General features: G+C 34.6%; 15 protein-coding genes. 10 read left to right on the forward strand and 5 right to left on the reverse strand.

Features of this window, described 5'->3' with window-relative positions; all coding sequences use genetic code 11:
- Window positions 1-23 precede the first annotated feature (23 nt).
- A complete protein-coding gene (locus tag AC4FQ5_RS10785; RefSeq protein WP_491143170.1) occupies window positions 24-200 on the reverse strand; it encodes a bacteriocin-like protein in 177 nt (58 codons plus the stop codon).
- A 208-nt stretch (window positions 201-408) separates the two neighbouring features.
- Between AC4FQ5_RS10785 and AC4FQ5_RS10790 the strand changes: the two genes are divergently transcribed.
- The 3 genes from AC4FQ5_RS10790 (at window position 409) to AC4FQ5_RS10800 (ending at window position 1,720) form a co-directional block, all read left to right on the forward strand.
- Window positions 409-1,041, forward strand: coding sequence for a peroxiredoxin (locus AC4FQ5_RS10790; RefSeq protein WP_230669270.1), 633 nt, complete (start codon window positions 409-411; stop codon window positions 1,039-1,041).
- 122 nt (window positions 1,042-1,163) lie between these two features.
- Complete coding sequence (locus tag AC4FQ5_RS10795) at window positions 1,164-1,472, forward strand: thioredoxin family protein (protein ID WP_491143173.1); 309 nt, start codon at window positions 1,164-1,166, stop codon at window positions 1,470-1,472.
- The gene (locus AC4FQ5_RS10800) at window positions 1,472-1,720 is read left to right on the forward strand and encodes a DUF6952 family protein (protein WP_491143175.1); all 249 of its coding nucleotides are present in this window, start codon (window positions 1,472-1,474) and stop codon (window positions 1,718-1,720) included. Before AC4FQ5_RS10795 ends, AC4FQ5_RS10800 begins: the two co-directional genes overlap by 1 nt.
- Before the next feature lie 159 nt (window positions 1,721-1,879).
- Here the strand turns inward: AC4FQ5_RS10800 and AC4FQ5_RS10805 are convergent, their stop codons facing one another.
- The 3 genes from AC4FQ5_RS10805 to AC4FQ5_RS10815 are packed head-to-tail and all read right to left on the reverse strand — an operon-like array spanning window position 1,880 to window position 4,130.
- A complete protein-coding gene (locus AC4FQ5_RS10805; protein WP_491143177.1) occupies window positions 1,880-2,563 on the reverse strand; it encodes a Bax inhibitor-1/YccA family protein in 684 nt (227 codons plus the stop codon).
- Window positions 2,564-2,595: 32 nt separating this feature from the next.
- A complete protein-coding gene (locus AC4FQ5_RS10810) occupies window positions 2,596-3,048 on the reverse strand; it encodes a peptidylprolyl isomerase (protein ID WP_491143179.1) in 453 nt (150 codons plus the stop codon).
- Window positions 3,049-3,095: 47 nt separating this feature from the next.
- A complete protein-coding gene (locus AC4FQ5_RS10815) occupies window positions 3,096-4,130 on the reverse strand; it encodes an acyl-CoA reductase (RefSeq protein WP_491143181.1) in 1,035 nt (344 codons plus the stop codon).
- 59 nt (window positions 4,131-4,189) lie between these two features.
- Here AC4FQ5_RS10815 and AC4FQ5_RS10820 point away from each other — a divergent pair, with 59 nt between their 5' ends.
- From AC4FQ5_RS10820 to AC4FQ5_RS10850, 7 genes are all read left to right on the forward strand, one after another.
- Window positions 4,190-4,540: a 4Fe-4S binding protein gene (locus AC4FQ5_RS10820; protein ID WP_050380175.1), complete on the forward strand. Its 351-nt coding sequence runs from the start codon at window positions 4,190-4,192 to the stop codon at window positions 4,538-4,540.
- 93 nt (window positions 4,541-4,633) lie between these two features.
- Window positions 4,634-5,698 (forward strand): 3-phosphoserine/phosphohydroxythreonine transaminase, encoded by a 1,065-nt coding sequence (gene serC, locus AC4FQ5_RS10825; protein WP_491143183.1) that lies wholly within the window; start codon window positions 4,634-4,636, stop codon window positions 5,696-5,698.
- Between the two features lie 112 nt (window positions 5,699-5,810).
- Window positions 5,811-6,770 carry a D-2-hydroxyacid dehydrogenase gene (locus AC4FQ5_RS10830; protein ID WP_491143185.1) on the forward strand — a complete coding sequence of 320 codons (960 nt, stop codon included), beginning with the start codon at window positions 5,811-5,813 and terminating at the stop codon, window positions 6,768-6,770.
- Between the two features lie 7 nt (window positions 6,771-6,777).
- Entirely contained in the window at window positions 6,778-8,019 is a 1,242-nt protein-coding gene (locus AC4FQ5_RS10835; RefSeq protein WP_491143187.1) for a DUF1015 domain-containing protein, read from the forward strand.
- 290 nt (window positions 8,020-8,309) lie between these two features.
- Window positions 8,310-9,707, forward strand: a complete 1,398-nt coding sequence (locus AC4FQ5_RS10840) for a M28 family peptidase (RefSeq protein WP_491143189.1) — start codon at window positions 8,310-8,312, stop codon at window positions 9,705-9,707.
- 1 nt (window position 9,708) lies between these two features.
- Window positions 9,709-11,067 carry a M28 family peptidase gene (locus AC4FQ5_RS10845; RefSeq protein ID WP_491143191.1) on the forward strand — a complete coding sequence of 453 codons (1,359 nt, stop codon included), beginning with the start codon at window positions 9,709-9,711 and terminating at the stop codon, window positions 11,065-11,067.
- 52 nt (window positions 11,068-11,119) lie between these two features.
- Window positions 11,120-11,548, forward strand: a complete 429-nt coding sequence (locus AC4FQ5_RS10850; protein ID WP_491143192.1) for a hypothetical protein — start codon at window positions 11,120-11,122, stop codon at window positions 11,546-11,548.
- An 81-nt stretch (window positions 11,549-11,629) separates the two neighbouring features.
- Here AC4FQ5_RS10850 and AC4FQ5_RS10855 read toward each other — a convergent pair whose 3' ends face one another.
- A complete protein-coding gene (locus tag AC4FQ5_RS10855; protein WP_491143194.1) occupies window positions 11,630-12,796 on the reverse strand; it encodes an aspartyl protease family protein in 1,167 nt (388 codons plus the stop codon).
- Between the last annotated feature and the right edge of the window lie 8 nt (window positions 12,797-12,804).

Genomic DNA, 12,804 nt, shown 5'->3' on the forward strand with positions numbered 1-12,804 from the left:
TGGAAGAACTTTTTTCATTTAATTTAAAGAGAACCTCCTTCTACAGGTGTTTCCGGTACGATAATATAGCATTCTTCATTAATTGCGACACAAACATCAGCTTCGGGACAATAATACCTTCCAGGAGGACATTTTGAAGTAACTGCTGCTCCTTTAATTGTTCTCAGTTCTTTTCTTGAAAGACTTTTTAAATTTTTCATAATAATTCTTTTTTGGTTGGTGAATTTTTTAGTTCTATGTTCTCAAAGTTACTGATTTTTGATTATAATTTAACTTACTTTACGCTTTATCATAATAAGTTAGAATTTAAAAACAATTATAGATTTTATTTATCAATATTCATTTTTTCGATAGATAGAAATATTATATATTTGCATCATTAAATTATAAATCAAAAATTAGAAAATTATGTCTTTAGTAGGAAAAAAATTCCCAAACGTAACGATTGACGCAATGTCTGAAATGGGTGATGATCTTAGAATCAACATCTTCGAAGAAACTACAAAAAACCAACAAAAAGTACTTTTATTCTGGTACCCGAAAGATTTCACTTTTGTTTGCCCGACTGAGCTTCACGCTTTCCAGGAGGCTTTAGGTGAATTTGAAAAAAGAAATACAAAAGTGATAGGAGCTTCTTGTGACACAAATGAAGTACACTTCGCCTGGTTAAATGTTTCAAAAGACAACGGTGGTATTGAAGGAGTAACTTACCCGCTTTTAGCTGATACTCACAGACAATTGGCAAATTTATTAGATATCGTAGATCAGGATCTTGAGTTTGATGAGGAAGGAAATGAGTATTTCACAGGTTCAAACGTAACTTACAGAGCAACTTATTTGATCGACGAAACTGGAAAAGTATTCCATGAGTCTGTAAATGATATGCCTTTGGGAAGAAACGTAAAAGAATATTTAAGATTGATCGATGCTTACACTCACGTTCAGAAGCACGGTGAAGTTTGCCCTGCCAACTGGGAAGAAGGAAAAGACGCAATGAAAGCTGACAGAACTTCTACTGCTGAATATTTAGCAAAGAACTAAAGTTTTAATATAGCAATGTAGCAATCTAATAGCATAACAATTTTAAGACTCGTTTTTCAATTGTTAGATTGGTAAATTATTAAATTGCTACATTGTTTATCTTTTAGAATAAAAAATAAACAATGTATACAGAATTAACAGAAGATACACTTCAGAATATTGTAAGCGAAAATGAAAAAGTAGTGGTACAATACGGAGCAACATGGTGCGGAAACTGCAGAATTATGAAGCCGAAATTTAAAAAATTAGCTTCTGAAAATGATTCAATTCCATTTTTATATGTAGATGCGGAAAAACTTCCTGAAAGCAGAAAACTGGCTAAAGTTGACAATTTACCAACGTTTGCTATTTTCAAAAATGGTGAATTGGTAAATCAGGTTCAGTCTAATCAGGCAGAAAGTTTAATTAATTTATTTAATGAATTAACATAATGAAATTACCTATAATCAGACAATTTTATCAGAATCAGACTCCTGAAAATCTTGAAAAAACTTTAGAAGTTTTGGAAAGTTTTAGCGAGTTCAGAGGAACAAGCGAAGAAGATTTAAATGTTGCCGGAGAATTGATTACCAATATCTGCGGAGCTTTAGAAGTTCATGCCAACGTAAAAAACGGAATGAGCGAAAAAGATGCTTTGAATTCTTTTGCTCAGAAAGTTTTAGGTTCGATTGATAAATAGTTAAAAACTAATTTTATAAATATTTCTTATGAATATGCTCTATTTAAGAATTGTGCTATTCATGCTAAATAAACAAAAATCCCGATGAAAAGCACATCAGGATTTTTTATTTGTCAGAGTTTGAGAATTCAATAATTCAAAACTTATAATTTATACATTTTAACTTCTTCTGTTCAGGATACTTAAAATATACCAGAACAACAACATAATAGAAGCAAAGAGCTGTAAAGAAGCTCCCACATACTGATCTGTACTGTAAGAATCTTTTAGTTTACTTGTCTGATATAAAATAGTTGCAGAAGCAAGAATTATCATACCAACAGAGAACCAAAGTCCTAGATTGAAACCGAAAGCGATTCCGCCAACAATCAATCCCAACGCAAGAAAACCACCGATCACAATAATATTTCTAAGGAAGGAAAAATCTCTTTTCGAAGTAAATGCAACTGCGGAAATCCCGGCAAACATTGCAATTGTAAGCGTCGCTGCCTGAAAAATAACCTGACCTCCCGACTGAATAACCGCAATATAGATCAAAGGAAGGAAAATCAAAGCCTCAAGCACAACATAAAATCCTAAACCAAAATATTGCGTAGATTTACTTTGAGATAAAGACCATTTTGAAGCTAAAAAAGAAGCCAGCCAGAAGACACCAATGATCAATAACCAAGCGTATTTCTGAGCAAACATCATGTAAATCCATTCTGCAGGAACAGTTTTCAGTAAAACAGTTTCAACTCCTATAAAAGCTAAAATTGCAAAAGCAACGTGTAAATAGGTTTTCTTATAAAAACTTGCCTTTTCAACATCTGTTGAGTTCGCAACTAAAACATCTGTCATCATAAATTTTTATTTTATTTTATTTTTTTAATAATTTATTTTGTATTTTTAAATGGTTTAATTCCAAGAATTTTACCGTCATTTTCAAACACCGCCGTAATCACTTCTTTCGGATCATCCGATTTGTCTTCTGCATATTTGTATTGAATCATTGGATACGTATTTCCGTCAATCATAGGCTTGTAACCTGTTTTGATGATCTCCATTTTTTTTGTGCTGTTAATGTCTGATGCCAATTTTTTATAAACGGCTTCCGTTACAACCTTTCTTGCGTTATCAGCGAGCAGGCTTTCCATCTTTTTACGATCAGAAGACTTTAAAGCGGTGATAAACTGTGAAAATCTTCCGTTGTACAATTCAATCTGCTTTTTAGTTAAATCTAAAGGCGTGTCAGTTTTTCTGTTATTCTCAACTTTCAGATCCACAACTTCTTGTGAATAAAAAAGTTGGACAGATAAAAGTGCTAATATTAAAAATAATTTGTTCATTCTGATGATTTGAGTGTCAATTTGCAGATGAAGATACGAAGAATAAATCAGATTACTTCCAAAAATTTCATTGTGTCAACATTATCGGCATAAGTATCCAGACCTGGATTTTGCGCTTCACCAAACTCAATAGAATCTAAATTCAGCTCTTTTTTCGCAACGATACACTGGATGTCTTTTTCATTTTCATCAATAAAATTTTTCACATCCTCCAAAGAAGAATATCTACTGAAATTAATCACTGACAAAGGACTGAACAGCTTTTCGTCTTCCTTCATCATCACAAAATTATTATCCCAGAATTGATCCTGGTTCAGAAGGTAAACAGCTCTGTTATAATCATAATTGTTGGCATATTTATTATGGTTGATGATTTCTTTATAATCAATAAAACTTTCAAAAATCCTGTCGATTACAAAATCCTGAGGGATAAAAAGTCTTGTTACATTCCTGCATCCCAAACCAAAATACAGGAAAATATCATGTGCCAAAAGCTTCAGTTCTTGTTCTGTTTCATCCCCTTTCAAAACCGCAACAGAAGTCCGGTTTTTTCTGATAATACTTAAATGATTTTTAAAATAAAACTCCAGATATCTTGCTGTATTATTACTTCCGGTGGCAATGACTGCGTCAAAATCTGTCAGTCTTTCAACAAATTCGTATTCAATTTCGTTATCAGCAAATTCCTTCCATTTTTTTAAAAGAAATGGAAGCATCTGCTTATCTTTTGATGACAGTTTGATCAATGGAACATGATTGCTCAAAATCACAGAAATCACATCATGAAATCCTACCAAAGGAATATTTCCGGCAAGGATCAACCCTACTTTTTTTGTTGTTCTGGATGGAGAATACTTCCCCAACCATGATTTTAGATTTTCCTGTGTCAATAAATCCGACCATTGCGACAAAGCAAATTTCTGATTATCTGTCGTAAACCACGGATTTTCAATTTCAGATTTTTTCAGAATCATTTCAAATTCAGAATCATTTTCATTAAAATCCGAAGGATTTTTTGATAAAAATGCTTTTATATATTCACTTAATTTAATAAGTCCTAAAACTTGCTTTTCGATATTCATAATTACTGTAAAAGTGGGGAATATTTTGTAATTTTGTGCAAATTTAAAAAAAATTAGCGATGGCTATTAAAATAACTGATGAATGTATCAATTGTGGCGCCTGCGAACCGGAATGTCCCAATAATGCAATATATGAAGGAGCAGTAGACTGGAAGGCTTCCGAAGGTACAGAATTGAAAGGTACTGTGACATTACCATCGGGTTTGACTGTAGATGCAGATTCGCCTCAGGAACCTGTGAGTGATGATGTGTACTTCATTGTTACAGACAAATGTACAGAGTGTAAAGGTTTCCATGAGGAGCCACAATGTGCTGCGGTTTGTCCGGTAGACTGCTGTGTTCCGGATGAGGATCATGTAGAGTCTGAAGAAGCACTGCTTAACAAAAAAGCATTTTTACACGGTGAATAAACAATGCCGTCTCATTCATTATGAGACGGTTTTTTTAACTTAGAACCACAAAATAAAAGAAAGATCAAAATCTTCAAAACAAACACTAAAATTATGAGCAAAAAGCACAATTTCAGCGCAGGGCCATGCATCTTACCACAGGAAGTTTTCGAAAAATCAGCGGAAGCTATTTTAGATTTTAACGGGATAGGTCTTTCACTTCTTGAAATTTCGCACAGAAGCAAAGATTTTGTAGCGGTAATGGATGAAGCTCGTGCAATTGTAAAAAGATTAATGAATCTGGGAGATGATTATGAAGTTTTATACTTAGGAGGCGGAGCAAGTCTTCAGTTTGCGATGGTACCTTATAATTTGATGAAAGTGGGTGGAAAGGCTGCTTATCTTGATACAGGAACCTGGGCTGCAGGAGCAATCAAAGAAGCAAAAAAGGTAGGAACTGTAGATGTTGTAGGCTCTTCAAAAGAAGAAAACTATTCATTTATTCCAAAAGGCTATACCGTAGGATCAGAATACGATTATTTTCACTGTACATCAAACAATACGATCTACGGAACTCAGATGAAATCTTTCCCCGAAGTTGATACCTTGATGGTTTGCGATATGAGTTCAGATATTTTCTCAAGACAATTAGATTTTTCTAAATTTGATTTAATCTACGCCGGAGCTCAGAAAAATATGGGACCTGCAGGTGTAACTTTAGTGGTGATCAAAAAAGAAATCTTAGGTAAAACAGGAAGAGAAAATATGTTCTCAATCCTGGATTATTCTCAGCATATTTCAAAAGAATCTATGTACAATACTCCACCGGTTTTTCCTGTGTATGCTTCTTTACTGACATTGCAGCATTTAGAAAACAACGGAGGAATTGCCGCTGCTGAATCAAGAAACGAAGCAAAAGCAAAGCTTTTGTATGACGAAATCGACAACAACCCTTTGTTTGAAACGTTCTGCGTAGAAGAAGACCGTTCTTTGATGAATGTTTCATTTAAATTAATTGACGACAGCAAAAAAGAAGAATTTGACGCTGCGTGGAAAGCGGCAGGAATCAGCGGATTGAATGGTCACAGAAGTTTAGGGGGATACAGAGCAAGTCTGTACAATGCATTACCTATTGAAAGTGTGCAGGTTTTGGTCGATGTGATGAAGTCAATAAAATAGCTTAAATTAGGCCACGCAAAAATTTAAAAAGATTAACAGGTTAAAGACATCAGATAACAGACAAAAAAGTCTGAAATCTAATATCTGAAATCTAAACATCTAAAAAAACTATATGAAAGTCTTAGCCAACGACGGAATTTCAAAAGCAGGAGAACTTGCTTTAAAAGAAGCAGGAATCGAAATTCTTGACAACAGAGTTGCTCAGGATCACGTTATTAATTTTATTAATGAAAATAATGTGGAAGTTCTTTTGGTAAGAAGTGCTACCAAAGTAAGACAGGATTTAATTGATGCATGTCCGGGTTTGAAAATCGTCGGACGCGGTGGCATCGGAATGGACAATATTGATGTGGAATATGCCATAGAAAAGGGACTGTACGTAATTAATACACCAAATGCATCTTCGAGATCAGTCGCTGAATTGGTTTTTGCGCATTTCTTTTCGCTTGCAAGATTTCTTCATGAATCAAACCGATTGATGCCTCTGGAAGGAGATACTCATTTCAATGCCATGAAAAAATCTTTCAGCAATGCCTATGAACTTACAGGCAAAACTTTGGGGGTCATAGGTTTTGGAGGAATCGGACAGGAAGTAGTAAAAATGGGAATATCTTTAGGGATGAAAGTGAAAGTTCTGACAAGAAAACCGAGAACAGAAACCATCAGTTTAAGTTTTTTTGACGGACAGACTGTACATTTTGAAGTAACTTCTACCAACGATACAGAAGCTTTTTTGAAAGATGCAGATTTTATCAGCATCAATACTCCTAAAACGAATGAATATATTATAGACACACCTCAGTTTGAAATGATGAAAGACGGTGTTTATATTGTAAATACTGCAAGAGGAGGTGTTATTAATGAAGTTACCCTACTCGATTTTATTGAATCCGGGAAAGTGGCGGGAGCCGCATTGGATGTTTTTGAAACAGAGCCAACACCGGAACTTATTTTATTAATGAACCCTAACCTGTCTCTTACACCACATCTTGGCGGAAACACCATCGATGCTCAGGAAAAAATAGGTGTAGAGCTTGCAGAGCAGATTATTGAGATTAAAAAGAAACTATAAATTATATATGCCAGTTTTTAAACCTTTCCGCGGAATTAGACCTCATAAGGATCATGAGGCTACATTTCCTACTCATCCTTTAGATAATTTCACACAGGCTGAAATCGCTGAAAAAGCGCAAAAAGAAAAGACTTACATCAATATGATCAAACCCTATGTTGTAAGTAAATCTAAAGATGTAGACCGGAATTTAAGGAAAATCCGTTCAACTTTTGAGGAACTTCTGGATGAGAAAACCCTTATTCAGGATAGTTCTTCCTATTATTTATATGAGCAGATTTATCCCAATAAACAGGTTTTCAGAGGGCTTCTCGGCTTGGCAAGTATAGAAGATTTCTGGAGTGGAAAAATAAAAAGACACGAAAGTACCATTCCTCAGAGAAAAGAGAAATTAGCTCACTATTTAGATAAAGTAAACCTTCAGGCAGAACCTGTATTGTTAACCTATCCATCCAATTCAAAGATCGAATTGCTGATGAATCATGAGGAAAAAAACGTCCCGATTTTCAATCATGTGGATACGGTAGGAATCAGACACAAAATCTGGAGAATAGACAACCGTCTGAAACTTCAGCAGTTCAAAGAGGTTATTGATCAGATTGATTCTTTTTACATTGCTGACGGACACCACCGAATTGGCTCTACAGCCCTACATGCTAAACATTTGAAAGATAAGAACAAAAAGCATAATGGTACAGAAGCTTATAATTTTGTCTACAGCTTTATCGTCTCAAACCAATCCATAAAAATTCACGATTACAACAGAATTGTGAGCAGTATCGGAGATCTTACAACAGAAGAATTTTTAAAAAGTCTTGAGAAATATTTTTTAATTCACGAAAAAGAAGAAACTCCTTACTATCCGTCACAGAAATTCCACATTTCTATGTACATTGACGGGAAATTCTATTCGCTTCACGTGAAACACGACCTACGTTCGCAGGAAATGTCTTTAGACAATTTAGACCATCATCTTTTAGATAAATATATTATTAAAGATATTCTGAAAATTGAAGATTCAGACAGTTCAGACCAGATTTCTTACATCAAAGGAAGTTCAAACATTGAAGGGATCAAGCTATTAAAAGAAAAAGTAGACAGTGGTGAAGGAAAAGTAGGCTTCGGAATTTATCCTGTAAGTTTTAATGATATGATAAAAATATCGGATTTAAAACTTCGTATGCCTCCAAAATGTACATTCATCGAACCAAAATTGGTAACTGCATTGTTGATGTATGACATGAAGTAATTGGCTTTTTGGCTCTTTGCTTACAATTAAAAACGAAAATTAAAAAATAATATTTCCTCAAATTTATTTCTCTAAAAATAAATTTGAGGATTTTTTTAATATTAAAATCAATATTTAAATCGAAATCTTTCTGGTCTTAGCTAAGAAGAATGCCTTTGCGAACGTAAAACAGTTAATAATCAAAAAATCTTTGCGTCCTTTGCATTAAAATATAGAACCAAGATCTAAATCTGCCATACTTACTGAATTTTTCTTTATTTTTATGCACCGAAAAGAAAAAGGTCAGTGCAATGAAAAAAATCCTGCTCATCATATTTCCGCTCTTTTTGAGTGGATTTTTATTTTCTCAAAAGAAGCCTGTCAAAAAACCAAAACCCATTCCTAAATTTAATTATATTGACGAGTTTAAAAAAATTTCGGATGAGATTTTTTTACATGGTACTGCTTACGATAATCTTGGTGAACTTACAAAAGGCGTTGGTGCGCGTTTCAGTGCAACTCCGGGTTACACAAAAGCTACAGAATGGGCAGAAAAAAACCTAAGAGATGCAGGAGCAGAAAATATCTGGAAACAGGAAGTGAGAGTTCCGGTTTGGATAAGAGGCAGAGAATCTTTACAAATAAAAGCCGGAAACGGAGAATGGAAAAACATCAGAATGCTTTCTTTCGGAAATTCTGAAGGAACAGGCGGAAAAGATTTAACAGCAGATATTTTATTGGTAAATGATGTTCAGGAACTTGTAAATCTTACAACGGCACAGGTAAAAGATAAAATCGTTTTCGTTAATTATCCCATAGATCTTACCATTGTAAGTACGGTAGATTCTTATTTGATTGCTGCTAAATCTAAACTTCTTTCGGCATCTGTGATTGGCAAAAAAGGAGCAAAAGGTCTGATTATAAGATCTCTTACCACTGCTAATGATGACATTCCACACGCTAAACAAATCTATTACGAACCGGATGATAAAGTAAAAATTCCTGCTGTAACGATTGGAGTAAAATCTGCAAACGAACTCGAAAAACTTTTAAAAAATCAAACCGTAAAAGCAAGACTCAATATGACCGCCGAATCAAAAGGCGAAACCGTTAATTATAATGTTATCGGAGAAATTCCCGGAAAAAAAGATGCTAAAGTAATTCTTTTGGGAGCACAGCTCGATTCCTGGGATTTTGCAGAAGGTGCACATGATGACGGATCGGGAGTGGTACAGTGTTTAGAAGTTTTAAGAACATTTAAAGCTTTAGGGTACGACAATAATCACACAATAAGAGTTATATTATATGCCAACAGCGAAAATGGCGGACAAGGAAGAGAAACGTATGCTGCACAGGTAAAAAAGAAAGAAGAAAAACACATTTTTGCTTTGGGAAGTGACTCTGGTGGATATTCTCCGAGAGGTTTTTCTCTCGATATGTCTCCACAACGAAGAAGATTGATTTTCCCGTGGAAAGAATATTTTCTTCCGTATGGTGTTTATGATTTTGACCAGACCTATGCCATTCAGGACATTGCGCCTTTGAAAAAACTTGATATTCCCCTTGCAGAACTTGTAGTTGATACACAAAGATATTTTGACTATCATCATTCTGAAAAAGATACTTTTGACAAAGTGAATAAGAGAGAATTGCTCCTTGGTGCGGTTGCCATGACGCAGCTTATTTTTATGATTGATAAAAATTGGTAATATGAAGAAAATTTTAGGAGCAGGAATATTATTTTTAAGTCTTACAACTTTTGCCCAAACCAAAGAAGATTCCATACAATTCAGCAGAATTTCAACAGAAATTTTAAATAAAGGAAAATCTTATAACGAATTAAGAGATCTAACTAAAAACATCGGTCACCGTTTGAGCGGTTCAGAAGCTTATGAAAAATCGGTTCAGTGGGCAGCGCAGAAACTTCGTGATGCAGGAGCAGATAAAGTATGGCTTCAGGAAGTGATGATTCCGGTTTGGGAAAGAGGAAAAGAATCTTTGTACATCAAGTCAAACACTGGAAAATGGACGAAACTTAAAATGCTTTCGCTTGGAAATTCTGAAGGCACACGCGGAAAAGATGTTTCGGGCGAAATCATTATGGTAAAATCTTTTGCGGAATATGAAAAACTAAATCCGGATCAGGTAAAGGATAAAATTGTTTTCTTCAACTACCCTTTCAGTCAATCGTATGTGCAGACCTTCAGAGGTTACAGCGATGCATCGGCTTATCGTTCCACTGCAGCATCTTTAACGGCAAAAAAAGGTGGAAAGTTTGCCATCGTAAGATCTCTGTCTTCGGCTTTTGATGATATTCCGCACACAGGAGCAATGCGATACAAAGATGATGTAGCTAAAATTCCTGCTGTTGCTATAGGAAACACAACGGCAGATGAATTGGAAAATCTTTTAAAGTCACAAAAAATAACCGCAAAATTAAATTCCAATTGCGGAATGAAAGGTGAAAAACTTTCTCATTCTGTCATCGGTGAGATTACAGGTAAAAAAGATCAGAGCGTCATTGTTGTTGGCGGACATTTAGATTCATGGGATGTTGGTGAAGGAGCGCATGACGACGGAACCGGAATCGTTCAGAGCATTGAAGTTTTAAGAACGTTCAAAAATTTAGGAATTAAAAACAATCATACCATCAGAGTTGTCTGTTTTGCCAATGAAGAAAACGGCGTAAAAGGCGGAATACAATATGGAAAAACAGCAAAAGAAACCGGAGAAAAACATCTTTTTGCTTTAGAATCTGATGCGGGAGGATTTTCACCAAGAGGAATCGCTTTAGAAATGGACGATGCCAAAATCAATCAGATTAAAAGCTGGATCCCGTTGTTTTTACCTTATGGAGCTTATGATTTTGAGGGAAGATATTCTGGTACGGATATTTATCCGCTTCATGACATGGGAGTTCCGACTGCAGAATTGGCTCCCGATTCTCAAAGATATTTTGACATTCATCACACCGAAGAAGATACTTTTGAAAAGGTGAACCGTAGAGAATTGTTGTTGGGTGCGACGGTGATGACCCAAATGATTTATATGATTGATAAGAATTGGTAGATTAATTATAATCATATGAAAACATTATATTCTTTAATCTTTATTTCTGTCTGTGCAATATTTTAATGCTCAGGAGAAGATTCTTGGAGAATATAATAATGAATTTGGCGAAAAATTAATATTGAAATCCGATCATACATTTGAATATTATTGGAATTTTGATCTTGCATCAAGTTGGAATATTGGGACTTGGAAAATTGAGCGTAATAATTATCTATATTTAAAGTTAAACGAAATAAAAGACACTTTAAAATCAGAAAACAAAGTCGAAATGGTTTTATCATCGGATATAATATCAAATGAAATAACTCATAATGAATATGCATTAAATTTAATTTCAGGTGGAGGACAAAGTAGAAATTTACCTCCAAAAAAACTTTTCTTTAAAGATAATAAGCTATTTACTTTTTCTGAAACAGGACAAATTCAATTTAGAAAAATAAAATCAATAATGAATCCAATGATTAATTCAAAACCTTAGTTTGAGAAATAAGCTGTATCATAAGATTCTCAATATGATTTTCTTCAAAATCTACTTTAATTGACGGAGTTACACCATATATTAATTCAAATACTCTTTTTTAGCTACTGTAAAATCGAGAATTTCACCATTCCTTCTTACTTTGACATCAATAGAATCGGCGGACTTCTCTACTCTGTTGAGTAAATACTGGCAAGAAGATTCCTGATTTAAATTTTCAAAGCTTACGTTATTGATGCTCAGAATTTCATCATCAATTTTCAAAGGAACATTATTTCCCTGAAACACCAAAACCACTTTCGCTTTGTAATCAATAAAACGGTACGCAAAGCCAAAAGACTCTAATTTTGCAGGAACATTTTTGATACGGTGAAGATAAACCTTGTTGTTTTGCCAGTCGAGGATGAATTTAAACTTTTTCAGAAACTCGTTTCCGACAAGGTTTGAATTTCCGGTCATCACGATTTCGTTGTTGAATTTTTGTCCGGCAAGCAACAGTTCATGCGCTCTGAAATGATAGGTAGACAGCGGTTTTCCCGTCCCGAAAGCACCTACCGAATTGACTCCGTATGTTTCAACAGATTTTACTTTTCCATTTTGCGGATCGTAATTACTTTCAGAGATTTTAACTCCTCCGGTAAATCCTGTATCGAAAGTGAGATTGATTTTCTTGTCTAAAATTTCGGAAGTGATCATTGGGGTTTTCTGAGGTTTTGGTTTGAAAGAGAAAACCGTTTCGTAACCATCTGTCGAAAATCTTGTCAGATCTTTTGTTGCCTCAAGCATATTTTCAGAGTAATTGATCCTCCAGAAAAGTTTTGCCATTTGATTGGCTCCCAAAATTCCGTCAATTTTTAAACATCCGAACTCAGGACCTTCAAGATCAACTACGACTGCACCAATATTTTTGAAAACTATTTGATCAACAATCATTTCCGGGAGCTCGGTAAATATCTGTTCCTGCTTATTTTTTTGGGAATCTCCTACTTTGCTTTTATGTTTTTTCTTTAGATTCAGTTCGTTATAAACGGTATTGGAAATTACCGTTGGTGCACCTGTATCAAAAATAAACTGATAAGGTTTTCCGTTGATGCTGACATTTATTAAAGGTAATTCGTTAGCAAATGTAAGATTCACTTTCTCAATATCATTTTTAAGAACTGCTTCCCCACCCTCAAAAAATCTCTTTCCCTGCGCTGAAACAGTTGTGATATAGAAAACAAAAAGTAACAGCAGATTTTTCTTCATAGCAATAT

It is taken from the genome of Chryseobacterium sp. DT-167 (genome assembly GCF_058310155.1).

What these genes read in the sequence shown, in the direction of transcription:
- AC4FQ5_RS10785 (WP_491143170.1), bottom strand. Translation starts at nt 200, where the DNA reads ATGAAAAATTTAAAAAGTCTTTCAAGAAAAGAACTGAGAACAATTAAA.
- AC4FQ5_RS10790 (WP_230669270.1), top strand. Translation starts at nt 409, where the DNA reads ATGTCTTTAGTAGGAAAAAAATTCCCAAACGTAACGATTGACGCAATG.
- AC4FQ5_RS10795 (WP_491143173.1), top strand. Translation starts at nt 1,164, where the DNA reads ATGTATACAGAATTAACAGAAGATACACTTCAGAATATTGTAAGCGAA.
- AC4FQ5_RS10800 (WP_491143175.1), top strand. Translation starts at nt 1,472, where the DNA reads ATGAAATTACCTATAATCAGACAATTTTATCAGAATCAGACTCCTGAA.
- AC4FQ5_RS10805 (WP_491143177.1), bottom strand. Translation starts at nt 2,563, where the DNA reads ATGATGACAGATGTTTTAGTTGCGAACTCAACAGATGTTGAAAAGGCA.
- AC4FQ5_RS10810 (WP_491143179.1), bottom strand. Translation starts at nt 3,048, where the DNA reads ATGAACAAATTATTTTTAATATTAGCACTTTTATCTGTCCAACTTTTT.
- AC4FQ5_RS10815 (WP_491143181.1), bottom strand. Translation starts at nt 4,130, where the DNA reads ATGAATATCGAAAAGCAAGTTTTAGGACTTATTAAATTAAGTGAATAT.
- AC4FQ5_RS10820 (WP_050380175.1), top strand. Translation starts at nt 4,190, where the DNA reads ATGGCTATTAAAATAACTGATGAATGTATCAATTGTGGCGCCTGCGAA.
- serC (WP_491143183.1), top strand. Translation starts at nt 4,634, where the DNA reads ATGAGCAAAAAGCACAATTTCAGCGCAGGGCCATGCATCTTACCACAG.
- AC4FQ5_RS10830 (WP_491143185.1), top strand. Translation starts at nt 5,811, where the DNA reads ATGAAAGTCTTAGCCAACGACGGAATTTCAAAAGCAGGAGAACTTGCT.
- AC4FQ5_RS10835 (WP_491143187.1), top strand. Translation starts at nt 6,778, where the DNA reads ATGCCAGTTTTTAAACCTTTCCGCGGAATTAGACCTCATAAGGATCAT.
- AC4FQ5_RS10840 (WP_491143189.1), top strand. Translation starts at nt 8,310, where the DNA reads ATGAAAAAAATCCTGCTCATCATATTTCCGCTCTTTTTGAGTGGATTT.
- AC4FQ5_RS10845 (WP_491143191.1), top strand. Translation starts at nt 9,709, where the DNA reads ATGAAGAAAATTTTAGGAGCAGGAATATTATTTTTAAGTCTTACAACT.
- AC4FQ5_RS10855 (WP_491143194.1), bottom strand. Translation starts at nt 12,796, where the DNA reads ATGAAGAAAAATCTGCTGTTACTTTTTGTTTTCTATATCACAACTGTT.